Annotated in this window: 27 protein-coding genes; 14 read left to right on the top strand and 13 right to left on the bottom strand. The window is 64.0% G+C overall.

Annotated features, from left to right (window positions below):
• The first annotated feature begins 4 nt into the window (after nt 1-4).
• The 4 genes from M1D97_RS03940 to M1D97_RS03925 all read left to right on the top strand — a co-directional run bounded on the left by M1D97_RS03940 (nt 5) and on the right by M1D97_RS03925 (nt 4,282).
• Nucleotides 5-673: a YfgM family protein gene (locus M1D97_RS03940; protein WP_456269449.1), complete on the top strand. Its 669-nt coding sequence runs from the start codon at nt 5-7 to the stop codon at nt 671-673.
• Nucleotides 670-1,887: an outer membrane protein assembly factor BamB gene (gene bamB / locus M1D97_RS03935; RefSeq protein ID WP_456269448.1), complete on the top strand. Its 1,218-nt coding sequence runs from the start codon at nt 670-672 to the stop codon at nt 1,885-1,887. Before M1D97_RS03940 ends, bamB begins: the two co-directional genes overlap by 4 nt.
• A 202-nt stretch (nt 1,888-2,089) precedes the next feature.
• The gene (gene der / locus M1D97_RS03930) at nt 2,090-3,493 is read left to right on the top strand and encodes a ribosome biogenesis GTPase Der (protein ID WP_456269447.1); all 1,404 of its coding nucleotides are present in this window, start codon (nt 2,090-2,092) and stop codon (nt 3,491-3,493) included.
• 105 nt (nt 3,494-3,598) lie between these two features.
• Entirely contained in the window at nt 3,599-4,282 is a 684-nt protein-coding gene (locus tag M1D97_RS03925; RefSeq protein WP_456269446.1) for a hypothetical protein, read from the top strand.
• A 9-nt stretch (nt 4,283-4,291) separates the two neighbouring features.
• Here M1D97_RS03925 and M1D97_RS03920 read toward each other — a convergent pair whose 3' ends face one another.
• The gene (locus tag M1D97_RS03920; RefSeq protein ID WP_456269445.1) at nt 4,292-5,143 is read right to left on the bottom strand and encodes an ATP-binding protein; all 852 of its coding nucleotides are present in this window, start codon (nt 5,141-5,143) and stop codon (nt 4,292-4,294) included.
• A 118-nt stretch (nt 5,144-5,261) separates the two neighbouring features.
• On the opposite strand from M1D97_RS03920, the gene M1D97_RS03915 reads away from it, so the two are divergent.
• Entirely contained in the window at nt 5,262-6,053 is a 792-nt protein-coding gene (locus M1D97_RS03915; protein ID WP_456269444.1) for a M48 family metallopeptidase, read from the top strand.
• 15 nt (nt 6,054-6,068) lie between these two features.
• Here the strand turns inward: M1D97_RS03915 and aroE are convergent, their stop codons facing one another.
• The 5 genes from aroE to M1D97_RS03890 all read right to left on the bottom strand — a co-directional run bounded on the left by aroE (nt 6,069) and on the right by M1D97_RS03890 (nt 9,687).
• The gene (aroE, locus tag M1D97_RS03910; RefSeq protein WP_456269443.1) at nt 6,069-6,890 is read right to left on the bottom strand and encodes a shikimate dehydrogenase; all 822 of its coding nucleotides are present in this window, start codon (nt 6,888-6,890) and stop codon (nt 6,069-6,071) included.
• A complete protein-coding gene (gene hemF / locus M1D97_RS03905; protein ID WP_456269442.1) occupies nt 6,887-7,813 on the bottom strand; it encodes an oxygen-dependent coproporphyrinogen oxidase in 927 nt (308 codons plus the stop codon). Before hemF ends, aroE begins: the two co-directional genes overlap by 4 nt.
• A 68-nt stretch (nt 7,814-7,881) precedes the next feature.
• Entirely contained in the window at nt 7,882-8,460 is a 579-nt protein-coding gene (locus M1D97_RS03900; protein WP_456269441.1) for an L-threonylcarbamoyladenylate synthase, read from the bottom strand.
• A gap of 45 nt (nt 8,461-8,505) precedes the next feature.
• Entirely contained in the window at nt 8,506-8,610 is a 105-nt protein-coding gene (locus tag M1D97_RS03895; protein ID WP_456269440.1) for a DprA-like winged helix domain-containing protein, read from the bottom strand.
• A 342-nt stretch (nt 8,611-8,952) separates the two neighbouring features.
• Nucleotides 8,953-9,687, bottom strand: a complete 735-nt coding sequence (locus M1D97_RS03890) for a FadR/GntR family transcriptional regulator (RefSeq protein ID WP_456269439.1) — start codon at nt 9,685-9,687, stop codon at nt 8,953-8,955.
• Nucleotides 9,688-9,988: 301 nt separating this feature from the next.
• Between M1D97_RS03890 and M1D97_RS03885 the strand changes: the two genes are divergently transcribed.
• Together M1D97_RS03885 and M1D97_RS03880 are read left to right on the top strand one after the other, a co-directional pair.
• The gene (locus M1D97_RS03885) at nt 9,989-11,335 is read left to right on the top strand and encodes an APC family permease (protein ID WP_456269438.1); all 1,347 of its coding nucleotides are present in this window, start codon (nt 9,989-9,991) and stop codon (nt 11,333-11,335) included.
• A 1-nt stretch (nt 11,336) separates the two neighbouring features.
• Entirely contained in the window at nt 11,337-12,278 is a 942-nt protein-coding gene (locus M1D97_RS03880; protein WP_456269437.1) for an acetamidase/formamidase family protein, read from the top strand.
• A gap of 344 nt (nt 12,279-12,622) precedes the next feature.
• Here the strand turns inward: M1D97_RS03880 and M1D97_RS03875 are convergent, their stop codons facing one another.
• Genes M1D97_RS03875 through M1D97_RS03865 form a run of 3 tightly spaced genes read right to left on the bottom strand, consistent with a single transcriptional unit; the run spans nt 12,623 to nt 14,753 of the window.
• Nucleotides 12,623-12,751 carry a hypothetical protein gene (locus tag M1D97_RS03875; RefSeq protein WP_456269436.1) on the bottom strand — a complete coding sequence of 43 codons (129 nt, stop codon included), beginning with the start codon at nt 12,749-12,751 and terminating at the stop codon, nt 12,623-12,625.
• Between the two features lie 45 nt (nt 12,752-12,796).
• Nucleotides 12,797-13,948, bottom strand: a complete 1,152-nt coding sequence (dprA, locus tag M1D97_RS03870; protein ID WP_456269435.1) for a DNA-processing protein DprA — start codon at nt 13,946-13,948, stop codon at nt 12,797-12,799.
• A complete protein-coding gene (locus M1D97_RS03865) occupies nt 13,941-14,753 on the bottom strand; it encodes a hypothetical protein (protein ID WP_456269434.1) in 813 nt (270 codons plus the stop codon). Before M1D97_RS03865 ends, dprA begins: the two co-directional genes overlap by 8 nt.
• Before the next feature lie 230 nt (nt 14,754-14,983).
• Between M1D97_RS03865 and def the strand changes: the two genes are divergently transcribed.
• The 6 genes from def to trkA all read left to right on the top strand — a co-directional run bounded on the left by def (nt 14,984) and on the right by trkA (nt 20,396).
• Entirely contained in the window at nt 14,984-15,490 is a 507-nt protein-coding gene (gene def / locus M1D97_RS03860; protein ID WP_456269433.1) for a peptide deformylase, read from the top strand.
• An 83-nt stretch (nt 15,491-15,573) separates the two neighbouring features.
• Entirely contained in the window at nt 15,574-16,539 is a 966-nt protein-coding gene (gene fmt, locus M1D97_RS03855) for a methionyl-tRNA formyltransferase (RefSeq protein ID WP_456269432.1), read from the top strand.
• Nucleotides 16,536-17,867, top strand: coding sequence for a 16S rRNA (cytosine(967)-C(5))-methyltransferase RsmB (gene rsmB, locus M1D97_RS03850; protein WP_456269431.1), 1,332 nt, complete (start codon nt 16,536-16,538; stop codon nt 17,865-17,867). Before fmt ends, rsmB begins: the two co-directional genes overlap by 4 nt.
• Before the next feature lie 93 nt (nt 17,868-17,960).
• Nucleotides 17,961-18,650, top strand: coding sequence for a nicotinamidase (locus M1D97_RS03845; protein WP_456269430.1), 690 nt, complete (start codon nt 17,961-17,963; stop codon nt 18,648-18,650).
• Between the two features lie 33 nt (nt 18,651-18,683).
• Nucleotides 18,684-18,890 carry a dodecin gene (locus M1D97_RS03840; RefSeq protein ID WP_456269429.1) on the top strand — a complete coding sequence of 69 codons (207 nt, stop codon included), beginning with the start codon at nt 18,684-18,686 and terminating at the stop codon, nt 18,888-18,890.
• A gap of 132 nt (nt 18,891-19,022) precedes the next feature.
• A complete protein-coding gene (gene trkA / locus M1D97_RS03835; protein ID WP_456269428.1) occupies nt 19,023-20,396 on the top strand; it encodes a Trk system potassium transporter TrkA in 1,374 nt (457 codons plus the stop codon).
• Here the strand turns inward: trkA and M1D97_RS03830 are convergent.
• Nucleotides 20,393-20,575, bottom strand: a complete 183-nt coding sequence (locus tag M1D97_RS03830; protein WP_456269427.1) for a DUF2784 family protein — start codon at nt 20,573-20,575, stop codon at nt 20,393-20,395. The genes trkA and M1D97_RS03830 overlap by 4 nt on opposite strands.
• A 252-nt stretch (nt 20,576-20,827) precedes the next feature.
• Here M1D97_RS03830 and M1D97_RS03825 point away from each other — a divergent pair, with 252 nt between their 5' ends.
• Nucleotides 20,828-22,042, top strand: a complete 1,215-nt coding sequence (locus M1D97_RS03825) for a TraB/GumN family protein (RefSeq protein ID WP_456269426.1) — start codon at nt 20,828-20,830, stop codon at nt 22,040-22,042.
• Nucleotides 22,043-22,137: 95 nt separating this feature from the next.
• Here the strand turns inward: M1D97_RS03825 and M1D97_RS03820 are convergent, their stop codons facing one another.
• From M1D97_RS03820 to M1D97_RS03810, 3 genes are read right to left on the bottom strand one after another with little or no spacing between them, the layout of a single operon-like run.
• Complete coding sequence (locus tag M1D97_RS03820) at nt 22,138-22,425, bottom strand: putative quinol monooxygenase (RefSeq protein ID WP_456269425.1); 288 nt, start codon at nt 22,423-22,425, stop codon at nt 22,138-22,140.
• A 13-nt stretch (nt 22,426-22,438) separates the two neighbouring features.
• Entirely contained in the window at nt 22,439-23,182 is a 744-nt protein-coding gene (locus tag M1D97_RS03815; RefSeq protein WP_456269424.1) for a tRNA-uridine aminocarboxypropyltransferase, read from the bottom strand.
• Nucleotides 23,179-24,117 (bottom strand): bile acid:sodium symporter family protein, encoded by a 939-nt coding sequence (locus tag M1D97_RS03810; RefSeq protein ID WP_456269423.1) that lies wholly within the window; start codon nt 24,115-24,117, stop codon nt 23,179-23,181. The genes M1D97_RS03815 and M1D97_RS03810 overlap by 4 nt, the downstream gene beginning before the upstream one ends.
• Nucleotides 24,118-24,144: the final 27 nt, after the last annotated feature.

Below are 24,144 nucleotides of genomic sequence, written 5' to 3'. Positions count from 1 at the left end.
GCACGTGGCGGATCAGTTGAACATTCACGAAGAAGACGATCAGCTGGCGGCTGCCAAACGCTTCTGGCACAACTACGGCAAGCCGATTCTGGGCGGCATTATCCTTGCCGGTGCCGGCCTGTTTGCCTGGCACTGGTGGCAGGACCATCAGCAGGCCCAGTCCGAGGCCGCCTCGCTTCAGTATCAGCAGCTGATCCAGCTAACCACCCGGGACAGCCTTGATGACAGCGGCCGCCAGGCCGCGCAGAGCATCATCGATGCCATTCGGGATCAGCACGGCGGCACCCTGTATGCCGACCTGGCCGGCATGATCCAGGCGCGCCTGGCCGTGGATGGCAACGATCTGCCGGCGGCCGAGCAGGCGCTGGAAGCCGTACGCCAGAGCAGCGATCGCGACGAGATCCGGGCGCTGTCCGGGCTGGAACTGGCCCGCGTGCAGCTGGGCCGGGACAAGGCCGAAGCGGCACTCGACACGCTCGAAGGGCTGCAGCTGCCCGAGGCGATGGCCGCTCGCGGCGCCGATATACGCGGGGACATCCAGCTGGCGCTGGGCAATACCGAAAAGGCGCGCAGCGCCTGGCAAAATGCCGTTGACCTGGCCCGCGAGCACAATCAGGAGCTCTCCGGCATTCAACTCAAACTCGATGATCTGGCGCCTCAGGAGGCTTCATGAGCACGCTTGAAAACGGCTCTTCTTCACATGTGGGCATCAAGCGACTCGCGCTGATGGCAAAACCGCTGGGCGCACTCCTGTGTGCGACCTCGCTTGTGGTGCTGGCCGGCTGCTCGGGCAATGTCCAGACCGGCACCCAGCCGCGCGAGCTGACCAGCATCGATCAAGACGTCAACGTCGAAGGCGTCTGGTCTCAGGGCATCGGCTCGCTGACACGCGCCCGCTATCCGATCTCGCCGGCCATTTCGGGCGATACCATCTACACCAGCGATGCCGAGGGCCACATCCGGGCCATGGATCGCGACAGCGGTCGGATCCAGTGGGAAAAGCGGCTGGACACGCCCATCTCCAGCGGCCTGACGGCAGACAACGGACAGCTGTACGCCGGCACCCGCAACGGTGAAGTCATCGTTTTCAGCGAGGACAATGGTGACATCGTCTGGCGCGCGCGCGTGTCCAGCGAAGTGATCGCCCCGCCGCAGGTCAACAGCCATCAGGTCGTGGTGCAGAGCGTGGATGGCACGCTCACCGCGCTGGATCGCCTGAACGGCGATCAGCAGTGGCTGTACACCTCTTCCCAGCCGGCGCTGAGCCTGCGCGGTACCGGGGCGCCGCGCACCATCGATCCGGTCTCCTTTGCCGGCTTTGCCAACGGCCGTCTGGCCGCCTTCGACAATCGCAGCGGCCAGCAGCTGTGGGATCTGCGCGTCGCCGTGCCCCAGGGGCGTACCGAAGTCGAGCAGCTGGTGGATCTGGACGGTCAGCCGGTACTGACCCAGGACGGCCGGCTGTTCGTGACCAGCTACAACGGCCGCATCATGGCCCTTGATGCCCGCAACGGCCAGCCGATCTGGGACCGGGAGCAGTCCAGCTATCACACGCCGGTGCTGGTGGGAGACTACCTCTTCACGGTCACGGCCGACAGCCACATCATGGCGCTGGATGCCAACAACGGCCGCGTCATCTGGAATCAGGACGCACTGGAAGGCCGCTCGCTGAGCGCGCCGGCGTTTGTCGACAACCACCTGGTGGTCGGCGACTATCAGGGCTATCTGCACGTGCTCGATGCCCGCAGCGGCGAGCAGGCAGGCCGCACCCGTCCGGGCGGCGACGGCATCAGCATCACGCCGCTGACCGACGGCGAGCATGTCTTTGTGCTGACCAACGACGGCGAACTGATTGCCTACGCCCTTCAGGAGATGACCGAGCAGTAAGCGGTATCGACCAGGGGATCGTCGCGGGCCTTCCGGCAGGACACCGGAAGGCCCATTTGTTGATCGCCTGCGACTGACAGGGCGTCGAACCCATTTCGAATACCGCCATCTTTCGGGTTACAATGGCTCGATCAAAACGGACGGTCTCAGTGCTGTCCGCTACCCGGCTGACAGCCCGCTCCCTCTATCGTGCAGGACCCTCATGAATCCCGTTATCGCACTCGTCGGCCGACCCAATGTCGGCAAATCCACGCTGTTCAACCGCCTGACGCGCACGCGTGATGCCATCGTGGCAGACTTTCCCGGGCTGACCCGCGACCGCCACTACGGCAACGGTCAGGTGGGCGACAAGCCCTATACGGTCATCGATACCGGCGGCATCAGCGGCGATGAGATGGGCATCGATGCGGCCATGGCCGAACAGTCGCTGCTGGCCATCGATGAAGCCGACATCGTTTTTTTCATGGTGGATGCCCGGGCCGGCATCATGCCGGCCGACGAGGCCATCGCCAATCACCTGCGCGTCAATCAGAAAAAGACCTGGCTTGTGGTCAACAAGAGTGACGGCCTGCAGGAAGAGATCGCCACTGCCGATTTCTGGGCGCTGGGCCTGGGCGACCCGCACGCCATTGCCGCCTCCCACGGTCGCAACGTCACCGCCCTGCTCGAGCATGTGCTGGAACCCTTTCCGGAGGTCAGCGAAGAGACCCATCCGGACCTGGTCGCCAACGGCATTCGCATCGGCGTGGTCGGCCGCCCCAACGTCGGCAAGTCCACGCTGGTCAATCGGCTGCTGGGCGAGGAGCGCGTGGTGGTCTTTGACGAGGCCGGCACCACCCGCGACGCCATCGAGATACCCTTCGAGCGCCGCGGCAAACCCTATGTGCTGATCGATACCGCCGGCGTGCGACGGCGCAAGAACGTCAGCCTGACGGCCGAAAAGTTCTCGATCATCAAGACGCTGGACGCCATCAAGGCGTGCAACGTGGCCATTGTGGTCCTCGATGCCCGCACCGGGCTGGTCGAACAGGATCTGCACCTGCTGGATTATGTCCTGACCACCGGCCGCGCGCTGGTGCTGGCCGTCAACAAGTGGGACGGCCTCGAGCAGGACGCCCGCGACAAGATGCGCTCCGACATCAAAAGGCGTCTCGGATTTGCCGACTACGCCGATCTTCACTTCATCTCGGCGCTGCACGGCACCGCCGTGGGCGATCTCTACCCTTCCATCGAGCGTGCCTTCGCCTCGGCCACCGCGCGCTGGTCCACCAATCGACTGACGACGCTGTTGCAGGACGCGGTCAGCGAACACCAGCCGCCGCTGGTCAACGGTCGTCGCATCAAGCTGCGCATGGCGCATCAGGGCGGCGCCAACCCGCCGCTGATCGTGGTCCACGGCAACCAGACCGATGCCCTGCCCGATGCCTACAAGCGCTTTTTGACCAACACCTTCCGCAAGGTACTCAAGGTGCGCGGCACCCCGATCCGCTTTGAATTCCGTTCCGGCGACAACCCCTACGACAAGAACAGCGGCGCCAGCGATCGCGAAAAGGCAAAGGCCCGCCAGCTCTCGCGCACCAGGGAAGCCCGCAAGAACCGGCGCTAGGCTGACAGCCCCATCTCATGAAGACCTGGTATGACTTTCCTGTCGTTCCAGGTCAGACTTGTATCAGCACGCGTTCATCCAGCGCACGACTGATGGGAGTCCGTCATGACAAAGGCAACGTCTCGATACCGTCCGGCACTGCTGCTGGCACTGATCGTGTCGCTGGCCGGCTGTATCGCCCTGCCGCAGGCGGGGTTCATGCTCGGACGCCTGGCGCTGCAGTCGATGGGGGTGGACAACGTGCGTATCGGCCGCTGGGCGGTGCCCGTGGATGCCCTGACGCTCGACCCGGCGGCACTGGGTCGGGCCGGACTCGAGCTGGCCGGCCAGCCGGTCAGCCTGGAGCTGCCCCTGTCCCTGACGTCGCCGGAGGCCGCGCCTGACATCACGCTGGCCGGCTATGCCTGGCAGCTGATCGTGCCGGGCGCCGAACCGGTCAGCGGCGACGTGGAAGACCCCGTCACCCTGCGCGGCGGCGAGCCCGCCACCCTGCGCCTGCCAATCGATCTTTACCCGGCCATGCCGGCGCACGATAGCGCCGGCTACGCGCAACAACTGCTGGCGCTGGCACAGCGTCTGGCCCATCAGCAGCAGCTGCCGGCGGGCAGCACCCTGTCCCTGACGCCGCGACTGGCGGGCCAGATGGCCCGCATGATACCGGCACCCACCATTACGCTGGATATCGCAGGCCCTGCCGAACAGAGCAGCGCACCGGGCCTGCCGCTCGAAGATGACAACGCCCCGGACGCCGACCTTGAACCCGCTTCAAACGCTGTCCCCGCCCCCTGAGCGTGGCGATCAGACCGCGGAGCGCCCGGTCCAGCTGATGGCAAACTGCCAGGCCGCGCGGCCGCTGCGCACGCCCCGGGCCAGTGCAAAGCGGCGCGCCTCGGCCTCGGCGGCGTCATCGAACTGTCCGCCCAGATGGGCAACCCAGTGGGCGCAGGTCTGGAGATAGGTGTCCTGATCGAAGGGGTAAAACGACAGCCACAGCCCGAAGCGGTCCGACAGCGAAATCTTCTCCTCGACGGCGTCGCCGTGGTGGATCTCGCCATTCACGATCTGCGTATCGTTGTTGTCGGCCATGCTCTCCGGCAGCAGATGACGCCGGTTGGAGGTGGCATAGAGCAGCACGTTGTCCGGCGGCCCGGTCAGGGTGCCATCCAGCACGCTCTTGAGCGCCTTGTAGGCGTCATCGCTGCCTTCAAAGGAGAGATCGTCACAGTAGACGACAAAGCGATAGTCGCTGTCCCTGAGCGTTTGCACCAGCGTCGGCAGCCCGATCAGGTCATGGCGATCCACCTGGATCAGACGCAGTCCCTCGCCGGCCAGATCATTGATCAGCGCCCGGATCAGCGAGGACTTGCCGGTGCCGCGGGCGCCCCACAGCAGGGCATGATTGGCCGGTCGCCCGCGCAGGAAGGTCCGGGTGTTCTCGACCAGCGCCGTCTTCTGTGCCTCGATGCCGATCAGCTCGGCCACGCTGACGCTGTCGCGCGGCTGCACCGGCGTCAGTCGCCCGCCCAGCGCATGGCGCTGCCAGAGCGCGGCCACATCGCGCGACCAGTCAATGGCGGCCTGTTCAGGCGGCAACAGCGGCTCCAGCCTGTCCAGCAGGTTCACAAGACGTGTGCTCAACTGCTCATTCATCCGGGGCTCCTCATCGGGTTATGCTGTCATGTGACAACGATTCCGCTATCCTGGCGTGCCCTGCTGGCGCGCGTCCACCAGTCGGGCCCATCGACCCTTACAAGGAGTGTTGCCGTTCATGATGCGCAAGACCATGCTGAGCGCACTGGCTCTGAGCCTTGGCCTGAGTGCCTGCACCACCTCGCCGCTGGGGCGCTCTCAGCTGTCGCTGTTTGACAGCAGCGAGATCGACCAGCAGGGCCGGCAGGCCTTCGAGGAGTATCGTCAGAACCACCGGCAGGCCACCGGCCGTGACGGGCAGTACGTCACCTGCATTGCCGATGCCATTATCGACACCCTGCCCGAAGGTCAGGGCCCCGATACCTGGACTGTCGGTGTCTATCAGGATCAGGAGCCCAACGCCTTTGCCCTGCCCGGCGGCTACGTCGTGATCAATACCGGATTGATGAAGGTGGCGAAGGATCAGGACCAGATCGCCACGGTGGTGGGTCACGAGATGGCCCACGTGCTGGCCAACCATGCCAACGAGCGCACCTCGACCCAGTCGCTGACCAGCACCGGCGTGGGCGTGGTGCAGTCCATCACGGGCAACGAGGCGCTGGGCCAGCTGCTGGGCGCCGGTGCCCAGTACGGCGTACTGCTGCCCTATTCACGCCGCCAGGAGAGCGAAGCCGACCTGCTGGGGCTGGATCTGATGGCCCGGGCCGGCTTTGATCCGCGCGCCAGCATCGATCTGTGGCAGAACATGGCCAGCGCCGGCGGCGGTCAGCCGCCGGAATGGGCCTCGACCCACCCCAACAGCGGCGAGCGCAGCGAGGCCCTCAGGGGCCGCATGGAGAGGGCCGTTCAGCTCTCGGAACAGGCGCGCGCCGCGGGTCGCACCCCTGACTGCGGCAGTGCCGGCGCCTGACCCCGCCCGGGCCGGTCAGCGCAGATCGGCCCGCAGCTCGGTCAGTACCGGGGCGGTATCGGGTCGCGTACCGCGCCACTGGTACCAGGCTTCGGCTGCCTGGCCCACCAGCATGCCCAGCCCGTCCACCCCGCGCACGCCAAGCGTTTGCGCCCACGCCAGAAAGATGGTGGGCGCGGCGCCGTACATCATGTCGTAGGCCAGTGCCCCTTCGTTGAACAGCGTCTCCGGCAGCGGCGGCAACTCGCCGGCCAGGCTGGCACTGGTGGCATTGATGACCAGATCAAAGCCGCCTTCAATCTCCTCGAAGCCGCAGCCCCGAATCCTGCCGCGGGCATCAAACAGCCCGGCCAGCGCCGCGGCCTTCTCCACCGTTCGGTTGGCAATGACCAGCTCTGACGGCCCGGCATCCAGCAGGGGCTCGAGCACCCCACGCACCGCGCCACCGGCCCCCAGTACCAGTATCCGCGCATCTTTCAGCGGCGCCTCGAGACGCTCGAGATCCAGCAGCAGCCCGGCGCCATCGGTATTGTCACCAACAACCGTGTTGTCTTCGGTCACGATCAGGGTGTTGACGGCGCCGGCAAGCCGGGCGCGCTCGCTCAGGCGGTCGGCCAGCCCGGCGGCTTCCTGCTTGAAGGGCACCGTCACGTTGGCGCCCTGCCCGCCCTCGGCCATGAAATCACGCCAGTGGCCCGGAAAATCATCCACCGGCGCCAGGCGCGCGTCATAGTGCACCGGATCACCGAGCTGTTCGGCAAAGGCGGCATGGATCTGCGGCGATTTCGAGTGCGCCACGGGGTTGCCGAATACGGCGTAAAGCGGCGTCTCGCTCATGCCTGTTCAGCCTCCTCGAGCCAGTCACGCGCATGCAGATAGTGCGTATACAGCTCGGCTTCGGGAGAGCCCGCCTCGGGCTGATACTGATAGGCCCAGTGGGCCACCGGCGGCATCGACATCAGAATCGACTCGGTACGGCCACCGCTTTGCAGTCCGAACAGCGTGCCGCGGTCATAGACCAGGTTGAACTCGACATAGCGTCCGCGCCGGTAGTTCTGGAAATTGCGCTCCCGCTCGCCGTACGGGGTGTCACGACGCTTGTTGATGATCGGCAGATAGGCCGGTACAAAGGCCTCGGCCACCGCCTGCTGAAAGGCGAAGCTCTGCTCGAAGCCCTCCTCGTTGACATCATCGAAGAAAAGCCCGCCCACGCCACGGGTTTCATCGCGGTGCTTGAGATAGAAATACTCATCGCACCAGCGCTTGTAGCGGGCATAGACGTCATCGCCAAAGGGGGCGCAGGCATCACGCACGGTGCGGTGCCAGTGCACCACGTCCTCAAACACCGGATAGTAGGGCGTCAGGTCGATGCCGCCGCCGAACCACCAGACCGGCTCTTCCCCTTCCTTTTCGGCGATGAAGAAGCGGACATTGCCGTGTGTGGTGGGCAGGTGCGGGTTGTGAGGGTGCAGTACCCAGGAGACGCCGACGGCGTGGAAGCTGCGCCCGGACAGCTCCGGCCGGGCCGCAGACGCCGAAGGCGGCAGGTTCTCGCCGAAAACGTGCGAGAAATTGACCCCGCCCTTTTCAAACACGGCGCCCTCGGTAATCACGCGGGAGCGACCGCCCCCGCCATCCTCGCGCGTCCAGGCATCTTCCGCGAAATCGGCGTGGCCATCGGCACGGGCCAGCGACTGACAGAGCCGATCCTGAAAATCCAGCAGGTAGTCTTTCACCCGTTCGAGATAGGCATGTGACACGGTGTTTCTCCAGCAGGGTCATGGCCATGGCTTTCAGCCATGACGGGCATTGTCGTGCAGTGACGGGGCTAGTCGCGCAGCACCTCACCGGTGAGCAGATCGCGGATGTCGCTGGGGCGTTCCCGCCCGCCCAGCGGCCCATCCACAACGAACACCCGGTCTTCAAAGATGTCCCTGATCGCCGAGGCCGAGCGACACGGCGGCTGGCTTGCCCGGTTGGCCGAACTCGACACCAGCGGGCCGCCGAAGGCGTCACACAGCGCCCCGACCAGCGGGTGGTCGCTGACGCGCAGGGCCACGCTTGAATGCTCGCCACGCACCAGCGGATGCGCGCGGCCATTGTCCGGCACCAGCCAGCTCACCGGGCCGGGCCAGCTCGCCTCGAGGCGGGCTCGAAGCGCGTCGTCCAGGCCGTCAAGCCAGGGCGCGAACTGCTCGATGCCTGATGCGATCAGGATCAGCCCCTTGGCCGGATCACGCGCCTTGAGCGCCAGAAGATGCTCGAGCGCTGCCGTGTTGTCGGGGTCGCAGCCCAGTCCCCAGACGGCTTCCGTCGGGTAGGCCACCACGCCGCCGCCGTGCAGATGCGCGGCGGCGTCCCTCAGCAGCTGGGGTCGAGCAGGAGAAGAGTCGAAATGTGAAGACATGCTGCGCCAATACCATTGCCCCGGAAATCAGGGGGCCAGTGTATCTCATGCCAGCCTGCGCACCCAGCCACCGGCGACCTGCGCCGCCCAGCCCTCCAGCTCCAGCATGAGCAGACGCGACTGTAGTGCGGCGATGGGCTCAAACGGCACGGCGATCTATTTTGCTGATTCGCAAGGCCCATGGCAGCGTGGCTCCCATGAGAACACTAGCGGTTTTTTGCAGTGATTCCTGCCATAGAGAGCAGGTTTTTCGACTATCATTGGGAAGCGCTCAATGGGATCGCTGGCTTACTGAACACACAGCCACGCAAGCTACTCCACAAGCGAAGGCCGCAGGAAGTTGACGCCGACATGCTCGATAACACCGTCGTCAAACCCGGCATCCCTTGATAGCGTGCTCTTGGAGTTTGAAACCCATTCCCTTGAGAAATCCATGTTGGTTATCTTTTATATTTTAAGTTTTTGGCGGCCATCCATCTTCATTTTCGCTTTCTAAAGTGGCTTGCCATCCAAGGAGTTCTCCATGATGGCAAGCGTCAAAAAGAAATGGTGCTGTGCGGCCTTGAAGGCTTCTTCGCCGTCACGCTTCAGGATCGCCCTTACCAGCATCTTGTGCTCGCGCTGAGCTCTAGGCAATGACTCTACCGGGTAGGGCTCCGAGCCAAAGCCAAGCGTGGCACGTGCCGTTAGGTGTTCAGACTGTTTGGCAAGATGATGGTTGGCTGCCATATCCAAGATGCAGGCGTGCAGTTTCTGATCCAGTTCCCGAGCGAAGGAGGCATCTTGCGTCCTGCAGAACTCGTCGAGTAGCCGTTGCAGTATGCTGGCCTGTTCTTCGTCATGGCGTTCAGCGGCAGTCCTTGCGATAAGCCCCTCCACCAGACAGCGATAATCGAAAAAATCCTTTAACTGTGGCAACTCTTGAGCAAGGATCCGTTGCGCCGTATCCGGTGATGCCTCACTGACTCGCTTGAGTGTCACGAAAGTCCCACCATCACGTCCGCGTCGCGGCTCGACAAGCCCCAGTTCGCTGACAATTTTCAGTGCCGCTCGAACCGTCACACGACTAACCCCTTGCCGTTCTGCCAGCTCTCGCTCCGATGGCAGACGATCACCAGGCAAGTAAGCGCCGATAGCGATAGCCGTCACAATCCTGTCTGCCAGTTCCTGTTTGGCCGAGCTGACCTCTTTGGCTATGGATCGGCCTTGATGAGACGACTGATTCACTAAACTCCCTAAAAGGTATTTGAACAATACCTTTAACTATGATTTTCTGATCGTAGCATCGTTACTGGTCAAGCCTGCTTAACGCTTCGGCAACGTAACCATGCCGGGCAAAGCGTAAAGAATGCAGGTACAAACCGATGTTTGCTGAAAAATAAATAGAGCCAACCCCCTGATGCCCCTGGTTGTAAAAGCACTTTTTAAGGGGTGCCGCCAGAAGCTCCCGCAAGTTCTCAACACCCACGCGCGATGTCTGACGGGCCTCCAGTACCCGGAAGCCGATTAAAATAACAGGAGGTCACTTGTGAGTAACAATACCTTGGAAAGTCTTGGCTATACCCAGGAGCTCTCACGAACCCTGAAGTTGAGAGACCTTGTAATTTATGGCCTCATCTTCATTGTTCCTATCGCACCCTTCGGCATCTTTGGCCATGTGATGAGCGCCAGCGGGGGGATGATTGTCACTGCCTACACCATTGGGCTAGTAGGTATGCTGTTCACGGCTATTTGTTATTCAGAAATGGCCAAGGAGTTTCCGGTAGCAGGATCGGTCTATTCCTATGTGTCGCAAGGCGCCAATAGCTTTATCGGCTTTGTGGCCGGCTGGATCATGCTGCTGGACTATATCCTCATACCAGCCCTGCTCTATGTAGTGGGCGCACTGGCGATACACGACATTTTTCCCTCCTTATCACCCATCCTGCTCATTGTCGCCTTCGTTGTCTTCAATACTTACATCAACATTCGGGGGATCAGCTTTACCGCTGCTTTCAATCGCTGGATGCTGATCGCAGAGTTGGCGGTTCTCGCCGCTTTTTTGGTAGTCGGTGTTGTTGCTATCAGCAATCAGGTCAATGGTGCCGTATTCTCGACGGCGCCTGTTTACGAGGCAGATAGCTTTTCATTGGGTTTGATCATTTCTGCAGTGCCGATTGCTGTGTTGAGTTTTCTAGGCTTCGATGGCATCTCCACCTTGGCGGAAGAAGCCAAAGGAGGCGGTAAAGCGGTCAGCCGTGCGATATTCCTGGTTCTTCTGATTATTGGGGGCTTGTTCATCGCGCAAACCTGGATTGCGGCGCTGATCCAACCGGACCCTGATCAATTCGACAACCTCGACACCGCTTTCTATGAGACCGCTCGAATCGCCGGAGGCGCGTGGCTTGCCACACTGACTGCGGCGACGACGGCGATCGCTTGGGGAATCGCGGACTCTCTAGTCGCCCAGATCGCCACGGCCCGCATTCTCTACAGCATGGGCCGAGATCGCTTGCTGCCAGAGCCACTATCACGTATTCATACTAGATTCAAGACGCCTTACATCAGTACGTTACTCGTTGGTGCAGTCTCTATCGTGGTCGGTATTGCCTTCATGCAGCATCTCGCTTTGTTGACCTCGATTGTGACGATTGGAGCGCTAACTGCTTTCATCGTGCTCAATGCCAGTACACTCTACTATTTTGTTTTCAAAAAGAAGGCCGCCAACGTATTTCTTCATATCGTGTGTCCGCTTCTGGGCCTTGCCGTGGTTGGTTATATCTGGAGCGGCTTCGAGTACTACACGATTCTCATCGGTTTGGGATGGGCCATCGTCGGCGTTGCCGTCTATGCGGTAGCGAAACGCCGTGGCCGGTCTGTCAACATGGAGATTTAATATGACCTTCAAGACCATTCATGACGTTCACCACTGTTTCGATCATGGGCTGTCGCCCGTAGAGACGGTTAGCTCAGGTGACACCCGATGCTTCGACGTACTGGATGCCAGTGGCGGCCTCATCAAAAGAGATAGCCAGGCCGAGGTTCTTACACGCTTACCTCATGACGCATTGAATCCCGTCTGCGGCCCTCTATTCGTCGAGGATGCAGAGCCCGGCGATGTCATCGAGATTGAGCTGCTGGATTTCCAGCCTGGCCAGTGGGGGTGGACGGGACTGATCCCCGGGTTCGGACTGCTTGCGGATGACTTCAAGCGGCCTTGGCTGAAAGTTTCCGAATACGATAGCGAGTCGGTGTACTTTCGCGATGACATCGTGATTCCCTTTCGCCCCTTTGCGGGCACCATCGGCCTGGCCCCTGCAGAGCCCGGGCAGCACTCCATCGTGCCACCGCGCCTGTGTGGCGGTAACCTGGATATCCGTGATCTAGTGAAAGGGTCCAAACTTTACTTGCCCGTCCAGGTGAAGGGAGGACTGCTCAGCATCGGCGATACCCACGCCTGCCAAGGCGATGGGGAAGTCTGTGGTACGGCGGTAGAAACACAGCTGAAGACGACAGCCAAGCTGCATCTTCATAAGGGAGATAGCATCCCGGCGCCGATGTTCGACATGCCTAGCGTTGAGAGCGATCGCCAGCATAATGAGGGTTTCATCGTAACCACGGGGGTCGGCTCAGACTTGATGCAGGGGGCCAAAGACGCAGTCCGATTCATGATAGACCGCCTTGTAAAGAAGGCTGGAATGGACGAAGAGTTGGCATACGCCCTATGCAGTGTGGCTGGACAGCTGCGAGTCAGCGAGATTGTGGATCAGCCAAACTGGGTCGTCTCGTGTTACATGCCTAAATCCATATTTAAATCCAGAACCCTCAAGGCAATGTAATGGAAACGTTGCCGAAGCGGTTTCAGGGAATTTGCCACACTATTAGTGGTAGTGCCGGTGCAGCTTGCATGGGAGCCACAAGAGTCTGCCGGGATTGAATCAGCGGGTTAAAAAAGATACTTGCCAGCACCCTGCGACGGCGCAGGCAAAGAATAGCGGATGTCGTTCCTGTGATCCTGCAAAGCGCTGAAAGAAGCTACCTGCCGCCAGAACGTGCTGAGTAACCGCTTGGTACCCGGCTAATGCATATCGTGCGGCACGGCTCGTAGACGCTATGTACACCATCGCCGACTGGCTGTTCGCTGATCCTTTTCAACTGCTTTTGAGACGGTTTTACAATGTGTTTACGGTGCAGATCCCAGTCCCCAGACGGCTTCCGTCGGGTAGGCCACCACGCCGCCGCCGTGCAGATGCGCAGCGGCGTCCCTCAGCAGCTGGGGTCGAGCAGGAGAAGAGTCGAAATGTGAAGACATGCTGCGCCAATACCATTGCCCCGGAAATCAGGGGGCCAGTGTATCTCATGCCAGCCTGCGCACCCAGCCACCGGCGACCTGCGCCGCCCAGCCCTCCAGCTCCAGCATGAGCAGACGCGACTGTAGTGCGGCGATGGGCTCGCCGGTGCGCTCGACCAGATCGTCGACCGGAACGGGCGTCTCCGCCAGCCACTGCCAGAGCGGATCATCGGGCCGATGGTCGGGGGGCGTCGCAGCGGGCGGGGCGGAATCCGATCCGTCAAGCGCCAGAGGGGCCTGCGCGGGCTCGAGCGTGGCAGTGGCCCACTGGCGTTCGGGCAGCTCCTGAACGATGTCCTCCAGACAGGTGACCAGCCGGGCACCTTCGCGAATCAGCCACAGACAGCCGCGCGCCTGTGGATTGTGCAGCGACCCGGGCAGCGCCAGCACCTCCCGGTTCTGCTCCATGGCAAGCCTGGCGCTGACCAGCGAGCCGCTGGCCATGGCCGCCTCGACCACCAGCACACCCAGCGACAGCCCGGTAATGATGCGGTTACGCCGCGGAAAGTGTTGCGGATGCGCCCGCGTGCCCGGCGGATGCTCGGACAGCAGCAGACCGCCCTCCTCCAGCAGCTGCCGACGCAGCCGGGCGTGGGTTTTCGGGTACAGCACATCGACGCCGCAGCCCAGTACCGCCACGGTCGCGCCCCGCGCTTCCAGCGCGCCGTGATGGGCGCCGCCATCCACACCCAGCGCCAGCCCGCTGACGATGCAGTAGCCCGCCTCGGCCATGTCACGCGCCAGTCGCCGGGCGTTGTCCTGCCCCTCGCGGGTGGGTCGGCGCGTTCCCACCACTGCCAGCGCCGGGCGGGAAAGCGCCTCCAGCGCGCCCCGGGCCCAGAGCACCGGCGGCGGGTCCGGCAGCTCCTCGAGCATGGCCGGCCAGGCGGGATGATCCGGCGTCAGCAGATGATGGCACACATCCTGCTCAAGCCAGGTCATGGCCGCCTCGACCTTCGCATGCAGCGGCCCCTGCCCGGGCATCTGCAGATAGTGGCGCATCATCTGCGCGGCCTCCGCGGGCAGACGGGCCAGCCAGCCATCAGGCCAGGCGGGCGCGGCCTGGCGCAGTGTCATCAGACCGCGAGCGCCCATGCGAGGCAGCATCGACAGCGCCAGCCACTGGCGGGGCGTCTGCGGTTGCGTGACGTCAGTCATCAAAAGGCGCCCCCAGCCGATCTCCCGTGGCCATGGGCAGTCCGGCACGGGTGACCAGCGCCAGGCTGGTCTGTTCGAAGGTGCGCACGACCATCAGCTCGCCCAGGATCCCGCCTTCAAGCGTCAGCGACTCGCTGGTGACCGGGTCGGAAACAGATTGCGCTTCGCCCTGCACGCGCAGGCGCATGCCGGGCGTGACCTGATGACGCCCCAGATCGATCACCACGATGTCGCGAAGACCCATAATGTGCCCGGCACCGGGGCGATCAATGATCCGACCCTGGATGCCGTCCGGCGCGGCCCGCGGTGTCAGCTGCGCCGGGGGCGTCCAGTCATCGAGCACCATGAGCTGCGCGCCCTGACTGACTTCACGCGGGCTCTTTTCAATGGTGAGCGTCGACAGCGGCGTGCCCGGCCGTTCCAGACGCGCCACGCCCTGGCGAATCATCACCTGCCCCAGCACATTGCCCTGTGCATCCTTCAGCAGGGTGCCCGGGGTGTAGATGCCGAACCGCTGGCCCGGGCGGCCCTGAACGTGACGTGCCAGCACCTGATCACCGGCGCCGCTGATCAACCGCCCCTCGCTGCCGCTGACCACATAGGCCCGTGACTCGGCGGCCCCCGCCTCGACAATGCGATGGTTCATCAGCGCCTGCGACCAGGCCGAAATATCCACGGGGTCACGCCGGGATTCCAGCGGCAGAAAGCGCAGCCGTGGCGACAGGGTCATGACACTATCCTGACCACTGATCGAAGCCGCCCGTACCGTGTCGGCGCCCGCCACCACGGCGGCCAGCATGGCCATTGCCAGTGCCGCAGGCCGCGCTATACGTCCGAAGCGAGCGCCTCGGCTCCCCCTTTCAAGCTGTTTCATGTCATCCCGGCCCTGCTGTCGGTTCCGTTGCCAACGCCTGCGCACTACAATGGGCGCTATACGGAGTGAATCCATTCATGCATTTACGGCCGTGATCCCGGCGTTCTTGACCCCGACTCCCCCGGGGACGCACGGATGACAGCCCCCTGATAGATACCGATATGGCGCTACTGACAATTCTCGAATACCCCGATGAACGGCTGCGTACCGTCGCCCGGCCCGTTGAGCAGGTCGACGATGAGGTACGTCGCCTGATCGACGACATGTTTGACACCATGTACGACGCCCCGGGCATCGGCCTTGCCGCCACGCAGGTCGACGTGCATCGCCGTGTGATCGTGATGGATGTCAGCGAAGAGAAAAACCAGCCGCTGGTGCTGGTCAACCCGGAAGTCACCCTGCTGGGCGACGAGCGCGAGCCGCTGCAGGAAGGCTGCCTGTCGATTCCGGAATACTACGCCGAAGTCCCCCGCGCCCTGCGGGTGCATCTCAAGGCGCAGGACCGCAACGGTACGCCCTATGAGCTGGAAGCCGACGGCCTGCTGGCCCACTGCATTCAACATGAAGCGGATCATCTGGAGGGGGTGCTGTTCGTCGACTATCTGTCGCCGCTCAAGCGTGACCGCGTCAAAAAGAAGATGCTCAAGCGCCAGAAGACCACGTCCTGAGCCCGTCTGCCGGTCATCGCTGACCGCCCATCCCCTTTATCAGCGCCTCCTGCAGGGGCGCTGACGTCTTTCAGGATCACGCCATGCCCAGCCCCCTTCGCATCGCCTTTGCCGGGACCCCGGCGTTTGCCGCCGAACATCTTCGTGCCCTGCTCGACAGCCATCATGACGTCATCTGCGTCTACACCCAGCCCGACCGTCCTGCCGGTCGCGGGCGTCGCCTGACGCCCTCCCCGGTCAAGGCGCTGGCGCTGGAGCACGACCTTGCCGTGCATCAGCCCGAACGGCTGAAAACGCCTGATGCGCATGCGCCGCTGATCGAGGCCGACATCGATGTACTGGTGGTGGTCGCCTACGGGCTGATTCTGCCGCGCGCCGTGCTCGATATTCCACGCATGGGGGCCATCAACGTGCACGCCTCCCTGCTGCCGCGCTGGCGCGGCGCAGCACCGATCCAGCGCGCCATCGAGGCCGGTGACCGCGATACCGGGGTCACCATCATGGCCATGGACGACGGGCTCGACACCGGCGACATGCTGCTGACGGTCCACACGCCCATCGACGACACCACCACGGCCGCCACGCTGCATGACCGCCTCGCCGACATCGGCGCGGCGGCCCTGATCGAGGCACTCGATCGCCTGAGCGACCATCAGCTGCCGGCCACCCCCCAGCCCGAAGAGGGCGTGACCCATGCGGCCAAGCTGAGCAAGGCCGAGGCGCGACTCGATTTCAGCCAGAGCGCTTTGATGCTGTCACAGCGCGTGCGGGCGTTTAACCCTTTCCCGGTGGCCTGGACCACCCTGAACGGCGAGACGCTGCGCCTCTGGATGGTCGAGACTCGCGCAGCGCAGGGCGCCGAGCTTGAGGCCGTACCCGGTCAGCTGCTGGATGCCGAGCCGGACGCCCTGTGTGTGGCCTGCGGCGAAGGCGTTTTGCGCATCACGCACGCCCAGCTGCCGGGCGGTAAAATGCTGCCGGCCCATGAGCTGCTTAACAGCCGACGCGACCGGTTCGCGCCCGGCACACGACTGGGAGTCGAACAATGAGTCGTCAACGCGCTCAAAAAAACGCACGCGCCCTCGGCGTTCGCGCCCATGCCGCCCGGGCGCTGGCGCCGGTGCTCAATCAGCGCAGCGCCCTGTCCAGTGACGTTCCCGACGGCATCGCACCGCGCGATCACGGGCTCTACCGGGCACTGTGCTTCGGCGTCTGCCGTGCCCTGCCCCAGCTCGAGGCCGTCGCCGCAAAGCTTTTGAAATCGCCCTTCAAGCAGCGCGACCAGGACGTACATGCCCTGCTGCTGATCGGGCTGTATCAGCTCTTTCACATGCGCATTCCGACGCATGCGGCCGTCGGCGAAACCGCCGGCGGCGCGCGCGAGCTCAACAAGGAGTGGGCCACCCGGGTGCTCAACGGCTGCCTGCGCCGCGCCGACCGTGAACGTGACACCCTGCTGGCCGCGGCCAAGCAGACCCCGGCGGTAGCGCACTGGCACCCGCAGTGGCTGCTGACCCGGCTCCAGCATGCCTGGCCCGAGCAGTGGCGCGACATTGCGGCCGCCAACAACGTGCCCGGGCCCATGACGGTGCGCGTCAATCGCCAGCACCAGTCCCGCGCGGCGTGGCTCGAACGGCTGGAAGGTGCCGGCCTTGCCGGCCGGGCCTGTGCCTTCAGTGAGGATGGTGTAACGCTGGAGACACCCTGCGATGTCGAGCAGCTGCCGGGCTTTCAAAACGGCGATGTCAGCGTCCAGGATGAAGCCGCCCAGCTGGCCGCCGCGCTGCTGCTGGAGGGTCTCGACCGGCGAGCGCTGCGCCTGCTCGATGCCTGCAGCGCCCCGGGCGGCAAGAGCGCGCATTTGCTGGAGCGCGCCCCGGACAGCGATCTGACGGCGCTCGACAGCGATGCCGCCCGGCTTGAGCGCGTGCGCGACACGCTCACCCGCCTGGGGCTGTCGGCCACCCTGGCAGCCGCCGATGCCACCGAACACGAGTGGTGGGACGGCACGCCCTTCGACGCCATTTTGCTGGATGCCCCCTGCTCGGGCACCGGCGTGATTCGCCGCCACCCCGACATCAAGGCCCTGCGGCGGGACGAGGATATTGTCGAGCTGGCCGCGCTGCAGGCGCGTCTGCTGGACGCCCAGTGGCAGCGGCTGGCTCCCGGCGGGCGACTGCTCTATGCCACCTGCTCGGTGCTGCCGGAGGAAAACGCTGCGCAGATCGCCGCGTTTGTGGCCCGCACGCCTGACGCACAAGCGCTGCCGATCACGGCCGACTGGGGCCGGCCCAGCAGTGATGGCCGCCAGCTGATGCCCACCCCCGATGGCCACGACGGGTTTTTCTACGCCCTGCTGGAAAAGCGCGCCGGCTGAGCGAACAACACGCTTTCACACGCTGGCGCTTGTCAGATGGGCAGGCGCCTTCGATACTGAAGGCCATTCTGACTGCCGGACACGTGACACCGCATGGCCCACGTACCCCATGATACCGACATGGCCGACGCCAGGCCGCCGACGAATCAGCGCGCGCTGATCGTGGTGGATATGCAGATCGATTTCATGCCCGGTGGCGCCCTGGCCTGTACTCGCGGCGATGACATCATCGCCGGCATACAACACGCCATGACCGGCGGCGAGTACGGCCACATCGTGGCCACCCAGGACTGGCATCCGGCCGGCCATGTGTCATTCGCCAGCCGCCACGGCCGCCAGCTTTTCGAGTCGATCGAGCTGTATGGTGAAGATCAGACGCTCTGGCCGGATCACTGCGTGCGCGCCACTGCCGGCGCCATGCTGGATACGCGGCTGGACTGGTCACTGGCGGATCTCATTCTTCGCAAGGGCAGCGACCCGCGCGTGGACAGCTACAGCGCCTTTCGTGACAACCTCGGGCCAGCGGGCACGCGCCCGACTACCGGGCTTGCCGGCTGGCTGCATGAGCGGGGGGTAACCGAGGTCTCCGTGTGCGGCCTGGCGCGCGAGGTGTGCGTGCTCTGGACGGCCGAGGATGCCCGAAGTGCCGGCTTCAATACCCGATTTATCTGGCCGCTGACGCGCCCGGTGTCCTTTGACAGCGACACCGCAACGCATCAGCGGTTGGAACACGGCGGTATCGCGATCGTCGATGCCGTCTCCATGGACCCCCCTGACGCCTGAAGTGCCCAGGGGCCACGTTAAAGGAAAGACACCATGAGCGATCATGTCTACAAGTCCGTCGAACTGACCGGCTCTTCCGAGACCAGCATCGAGGAAGCCGTGCAGAATGCCCTGACCAAGGCCAGCGAATCCATTCAGAACATGCAGTGGTTCCAGGTCACCGAGACCCGCGGCCACATCGAAAACGGCGCGGTCGGCCACTGGCAGGTCAGCGTCAAGGTCGGTTTCACCCTCGAGTGATGCCCGCGCGGCAGCCAGGCCCTTGGCTGCCGCATCGGTCCTTTATCCCCCTTCCCCGCCCTTTCCCTTGTCGCCGTTTGGTGCCAACATCCCCGCCATTGGTTTTGCCCCTTCACCCTTCGGACCATCGTCATGAAAATCATCATTCTGGGCGCCGGCCAAGTAGGCGGTACGCTGGCCGAGCATCTGGCGCATGAAGACAACGACATTACGGTGGTGGATGTCGACAGTGTGCGCCTGCGCGATCTGAGCACGCGGCTTGATCTAAGGACCGTGCAGGGCGTGTGCTCCTATCCGGTCACGCTGAAGGAGGCCGGGGCCGAAGACGCCGACATGCTGATTGCCGTGACCAACTCCGACGAGGTCAACATGATGGCCTGTCAGGTGGCGCATACGCTGTTCAGCACGCCGACCAAGATCGCCCGGGTGCGCGCCACCCAGTATCTGACCAGCAAGGGGCTGTTTTCCCAGGACGCCATCCCGATCGATGTGCTGATCAGTCCCGAACAGGTGGTGACCAATCACATCCGCCGACTGATCGAGTATCCCGGCGCGCTGCAGGTGCTGGATTTCGCCAACGGCATGGCGCAGCTGGTAGCGGTCAAGGCCTACTATGGCGGCCCGCTGGTGGGTCAGGAGCTGGCGTTTCTGCGCCGCCACATGCCCAATGTCGATACCCGGGTGGCGGCCATCTATCGCCGCAACCGGCCGATCATGCCGCGCGGCAACACCGTCATCGAAGCCGATGACGAGGTATTCTTCATTGCCGCACGCAAGGACATTCGCACCGTCATGGGCGAGCTCAGACGCGTGGATCGCGGCTTTCGCCGCGTGATGATCGGCGGTGGCGGCAACATCGGCGAACGCCTGGCCGAGACGCTCGAGCAGGACTATCAGGTCAAGATTCTCGAGCAGAACCTGGAACGCTGCACCCAGCTTTCCGAAAATCTCAAGCGCACCGTGGTGCTGCACGGCAGCGCCACCAGCAAGCGGCTGCTGCTGGAGGAGAACATCGAGGAGTGCGACATCTTCTGCGCGCTGACCAACGATGATGAGGTCAACGTCATGTCCTCGATGCTGGCCAAGCGCCTCGGCGCCAAGAAGGTGCTGACGCTGATCAACAACCCGGCCTATGTGGACCTGGTCCAGGGCGGCGAGATCGACATCGCCATCTCGCCGCAGCAGGCCACCATCGGCGGGCTGTTGACCCACGTGCGCCGCGGCGACATCGTCAACGTTCACTCCCTGCGTCGCGGTGCCGCCGAGGCGATTGAGGCGATTGCCCACGGCGACTCGCGCTCATCAAAGGTAGTCGGGCGCACCATTGGCGAGGTCAAGTTGCCCGAAGGGGTGAGCATCGGCGCCATCGTGCGCGGCCGTGACGTCATGATCGCCCACCGCGACATCACCATCCAGACCGATGACCATGTCATCCTTTTTGTGGTCGACAAGCGCCGGCTCAAGGAAGTTGAGCGGTTGTTCCAGGTAGGTCTGAGCTTTTTCTAACGTCTCTGCCACCACCGGCGCAGCAGCCAGGCATAGGGCGGCAGGTTGATCACAATGGCCCCCAGCCCCAGCCAGAGCTGGATCGTCGGCGTCAGGCCGGCCGGATAAATGATCGCCAGCAGATAGTGCTCGATGAAGCCGCCTTCGAACCCGGCCTGGCCGGCACGCAGGCGCAGCATGTTTTCCAGCGGCGTGAGCGGACAGCGCCACCCAGAGAATAAAGGCCAGATGCACGATCAGTACACTCTCGGCCGCCAGTCGATATAGCATGGTCCGGCTCCCGTCGAGACGTTCTTGTCGCTGTCACGGGCCCTGTCGCCCCGCCCATTCAGTATCGATCCTGGTTCATGGCCCTTGTTTCGGCGATAATGACGCCTCCCGGATCGGCACCTCGGGTGCCGAGCTTCATTGACGCCAGCCTGTGAGCCACCATGCACAACCAGGGACAGGGTCCGCGCGACGCCCTCGATGTCGGGGATCATCATCTCACGCTTGTGGGAACTGCCCACGTTTCCCGCGACAGTGCCGACGAGGTACGCGCGCTGATTCGCTCCGGCGAGTTTGACGCCGTGGCCGTCGAGCTGTGCGCCTCGCGCCATCAGAGTCTGGTCGACCCCGACGCCATCGCCCGGCTCGATCTTTTCCAGGTGCTGCGCCAGGGCAAGGCCGGCATGGTCGCCGCCAGCCTGGCGCTGGGTGCCTTCCAGCAGCGCGTGGCCGAACAGTCCGGCATCGAACCGGGCGCCGACATGAAGGCCGCCGTCGAGGAGGCGCAGCATGCCGGTCTGCCGCTGTATCTGGTCGACCGCGACATCGGCACGACCCTCAAGCGCGTCTACCGCAACGTGCCTTGGTACAAGCGCATGACGCTCGTATCGGGTCTGGCTGGCAGCGTTCTGTCCCGCCAGAAGGTGTCCAGCGAGGAGATCGAACGGCTCAAGGAGGGCGACGTGCTGGAAGCCACCTTCACCGAGTTCGCGCAGCACTCCCGACAGCTGTATACCCCGCTGATCGAGGAGCGCGACCGCTACATGGCGCTGAAACTTGTCGAGCAGCTGCCCGAGGGCGGCACCCGGCGCGTGCTGGTAGTGATCGGCGCCGGCCATCTCAAGGGCATGGGCGCGCACCTGCGCACGCTCGATGCCGAGCCCCCCGCCCCGGCGGCCGTCACCGACGAGCGTCAGGCGCTGGACAGCGTCGCCAGCGCCGGACGCCTCTGGAAGCTGCTGCCCTGGCTGATCGTGGCGCTGGTGGTGGCCGGCTTTGCGGTGGGATTCAGTCGCGATACGGCGCTGGGCTGGTCATTGATCGGCGAGTGGGTGCTGATCAACTCGACGCTGTCAGCGCTCGGGGCCCTGATCGCGTTCGGTCATCCGCTGACCATACTGGCAGCCCTTGTGGCCGCACCGCTGACCTCGCTCAATCCGACCATCGGCGTAGGCTTTGTGACCGCCGGCGTCGAGCTCTACATGCGCAAGCCCACGGTGGGCGATTTCTCCACCCTGCGCCATGACGTCAGCCACTGGCGCGGCTGGTGGCGCAACCGGGTGGCCCGCACGCTGCTGGTCTTTCTGCTGACCACGGCGGGCTCGGCGGCGGCGACCTGGATCGCCGGGCTGCGCATCGCCGGACAGCTTTTTGGCTGATCCCCGGTGCACCAGGATCAAAAAAGGGCGCCGTGACAGGGTCACGGCGCCCTTTTTGTCGCCATCGTCAGGCTTTTTGATGGCATCAGCAGGGCTCAGGTCAGCACGTCGTATTCCCGCACTTCCATGCCGTCCACGGCGTTTTCGAGTGCCTGCGCCATCTGCTTGTAGTGTCCGGTGGCTATATGGGCATCGAGAGCAGCGCGGTCCCGCCACTGCTCGACCATGATAAAGCGTGACGACCGCTGGCTGTCTCGCGTCAGGGTATAGAGCAGGCAGCCGTCATCCTCTCTTGACGGTGCCACTACCCGGGTCAGCTCAGCCTCAACGCGCGCTTCCTGCCCCGATTTGGCATCGATGGTGGCCAGAATTCCCAGTGTCATATCGCCTCTCCTGTCATGAACATGCGCCCACAGAATAGCCGCCCTCGGCGGTACGTGCGCAGCGTCTTTCCAGAAGCCGCCGGGCAGCGCCGGATTCATGGGGGCTGCCGGCATCGCGCCGAGCGGCAGCGTACTGCTCGTTGAACACCGTGAAGTAGTCATCGAGCACCCGGGCGCCCTCGTCATCGCCCGATTGCTGCAGCAGCTCGGCGGCCACCTCGGCCGTACACAGATGCTCGGGGCTGGCCGGCTTGCGCAGCCGATAGCGGGTCAGGCGGTCGGTGCGCAGCGCCACGATGGGCAGCGTGGCAAGATAGTCGCTTCGGCGGAACATCCGCCGCGCCTGACGCCAGGTGCCATCGAGGATGATAAAGACCGGAATGCGCGCGGTATCGCAGGCGTGATCGACGCTGACCACCCGATGCTGGTAGTCGTCCTGATCGTCGGGAAACACCAGACAGGGCGCGAATCGCGGATCCGCCAGCGCCGCCAGCAGGGCCGGATCCGGCTCGGTGCGCGACCACTCGAAGACCCGGGTATGGGCGATGCAGTCACCGATCAAACGGCCGGTATTGGTCGGCTTGTAGTGCTCGATGCGATGGGTGATCAGCCAGAAATGCGCCCGGGTGCTGACCTGACACCGGTAGGCACAGATGCAGTGCAGGCCCGGCATGCGACACTGCTCACAGCGCGTCACATGGCTGCCGCGCGCGTTGAACGGTCGGCGCGGCGCCTGCGGGTCGTGGCCCTGGCTCATGATGCGTTCTGCGCCTCATCCGCGGCCGCCGTCGGTCGCCGTTTCCAGTAGCCGGCCAGAATCGACCCCGAGATGTTGTGCCATACCGAAAAGAGCGCCCCTGGCAGCGCGGCGGCGGCCGGGAAAAAGCTGGTGGCAAGCGTGGCGGCAAGCCCCGAGTTCTGCATGCCGACCTCGATGGCCACCGCGCGGCTGTCCCGCAGATCCAGCCCCGCCAGACGCGACAGCCAGAAACCGCCGACAAGCCCGCAGGCGTTGTGCATGACCACGGCCAGCGCAATCACCGGGCCCAGACTTGCCAGACGCCCGGCGTTGAGTGCGACCACGATGGCGATGATCATCACGATCGCCGCCATGGCCACGGTCGCCAGCGCCGGCTCGACACGCCGGATGGTGGTCGCCATGAAATGATGCACCACCGTCCCCAGCACGATCGGCACGATCACGAGCCTTGCAATGCTCCAGAGCATGCCGCCCACCGGCACCTCGATGTTCGCCCCCATCCAGAGCCAGACCAGCAGCGGCGTCATGACAATCGACAACAGTGTCGAGATCAGCGTCATGCTGACGGAGAGCGCCACATTGCCCCCGGCAAGCCAGGTCATGACGTTGGACGCCGTGCCGCCCGAGGTGGCACCGACCAGCATCATGCCCACGGCAAGCGCCGGCGACAGCCCCAGAAGGTGCGAGATGGCGAAGGCCGCCGCCGGCATCAAGAGATACTGCAGGGCGATGCCGATCACGATGGCGCGCGGTGTCCGCGCCACGCGGGCAAAGTCATGACGCGACAGCGTCAGCCCCATGGTGAACATGATCAGCGCCAGAAGCGGTGATATCCCGTCCTGCAGCGAGACCAGGGCATCGGGGAACAGGGCCGCCAGCAGCGCCGCACCCAGCGCCCACAGCGGGAAGAATCGGTTGATCTGCTCAAACATGAACGTCTTCATTCAGTGGCGAGGACA

The sequence above is a fragment of the Kushneria sp. AK178 genome, from assembly GCF_053903105.1.
The sequence above is the reverse complement of the archived record's forward strand: the minus strand, read 5'-3'. Positions and strand labels throughout refer to the sequence as shown.

What these genes read in the sequence shown, in the direction of transcription:
- bamB (WP_456269448.1), top strand. Translation starts at nt 670, where the DNA reads ATGAGCACGCTTGAAAACGGCTCTTCTTCACATGTGGGCATCAAGCGA.
- der (WP_456269447.1), top strand. Translation starts at nt 2,090, where the DNA reads ATGAATCCCGTTATCGCACTCGTCGGCCGACCCAATGTCGGCAAATCC.
- M1D97_RS03925 (WP_456269446.1), top strand. Translation starts at nt 3,599, where the DNA reads ATGACAAAGGCAACGTCTCGATACCGTCCGGCACTGCTGCTGGCACTG.
- M1D97_RS03920 (WP_456269445.1), bottom strand. Translation starts at nt 5,143, where the DNA reads ATGAATGAGCAGTTGAGCACACGTCTTGTGAACCTGCTGGACAGGCTG.
- M1D97_RS03915 (WP_456269444.1), top strand. Translation starts at nt 5,262, where the DNA reads ATGATGCGCAAGACCATGCTGAGCGCACTGGCTCTGAGCCTTGGCCTG.
- aroE (WP_456269443.1), bottom strand. Translation starts at nt 6,890, where the DNA reads ATGAGCGAGACGCCGCTTTACGCCGTATTCGGCAACCCCGTGGCGCAC.
- M1D97_RS03900 (WP_456269441.1), bottom strand. Translation starts at nt 8,460, where the DNA reads ATGTCTTCACATTTCGACTCTTCTCCTGCTCGACCCCAGCTGCTGAGG.
- M1D97_RS03880 (WP_456269437.1), top strand. Translation starts at nt 11,337, where the DNA reads ATGACCTTCAAGACCATTCATGACGTTCACCACTGTTTCGATCATGGG.
- M1D97_RS03875 (WP_456269436.1), bottom strand. Translation starts at nt 12,751, where the DNA reads ATGTCTTCACATTTCGACTCTTCTCCTGCTCGACCCCAGCTGCTGAGG.
- dprA (WP_456269435.1), bottom strand. Translation starts at nt 13,948, where the DNA reads ATGACTGACGTCACGCAACCGCAGACGCCCCGCCAGTGGCTGGCGCTG.
- M1D97_RS03865 (WP_456269434.1), bottom strand. Translation starts at nt 14,753, where the DNA reads ATGGCCATGCTGGCCGCCGTGGTGGCGGGCGCCGACACGGTACGGGCG.
- def (WP_456269433.1), top strand. Translation starts at nt 14,984, where the DNA reads ATGGCGCTACTGACAATTCTCGAATACCCCGATGAACGGCTGCGTACC.
- fmt (WP_456269432.1), top strand. Translation starts at nt 15,574, where the DNA reads ATGCCCAGCCCCCTTCGCATCGCCTTTGCCGGGACCCCGGCGTTTGCC.
- rsmB (WP_456269431.1), top strand. Translation starts at nt 16,536, where the DNA reads ATGAGTCGTCAACGCGCTCAAAAAAACGCACGCGCCCTCGGCGTTCGC.
- M1D97_RS03845 (WP_456269430.1), top strand. Translation starts at nt 17,961, where the DNA reads ATGGCCCACGTACCCCATGATACCGACATGGCCGACGCCAGGCCGCCG.
- M1D97_RS03840 (WP_456269429.1), top strand. Translation starts at nt 18,684, where the DNA reads ATGAGCGATCATGTCTACAAGTCCGTCGAACTGACCGGCTCTTCCGAG.
- trkA (WP_456269428.1), top strand. Translation starts at nt 19,023, where the DNA reads ATGAAAATCATCATTCTGGGCGCCGGCCAAGTAGGCGGTACGCTGGCC.
- M1D97_RS03830 (WP_456269427.1), bottom strand. Translation starts at nt 20,575, where the DNA reads ATGCTGCGCCTGCGTGCCGGCCAGGCCGGGTTCGAAGGCGGCTTCATC.
- M1D97_RS03825 (WP_456269426.1), top strand. Translation starts at nt 20,828, where the DNA reads ATGCACAACCAGGGACAGGGTCCGCGCGACGCCCTCGATGTCGGGGAT.
- M1D97_RS03820 (WP_456269425.1), bottom strand. Translation starts at nt 22,425, where the DNA reads ATGACACTGGGAATTCTGGCCACCATCGATGCCAAATCGGGGCAGGAA.
- M1D97_RS03815 (WP_456269424.1), bottom strand. Translation starts at nt 23,182, where the DNA reads ATGAGCCAGGGCCACGACCCGCAGGCGCCGCGCCGACCGTTCAACGCG.
- M1D97_RS03810 (WP_456269423.1), bottom strand. Translation starts at nt 24,117, where the DNA reads ATGTTTGAGCAGATCAACCGATTCTTCCCGCTGTGGGCGCTGGGTGCG.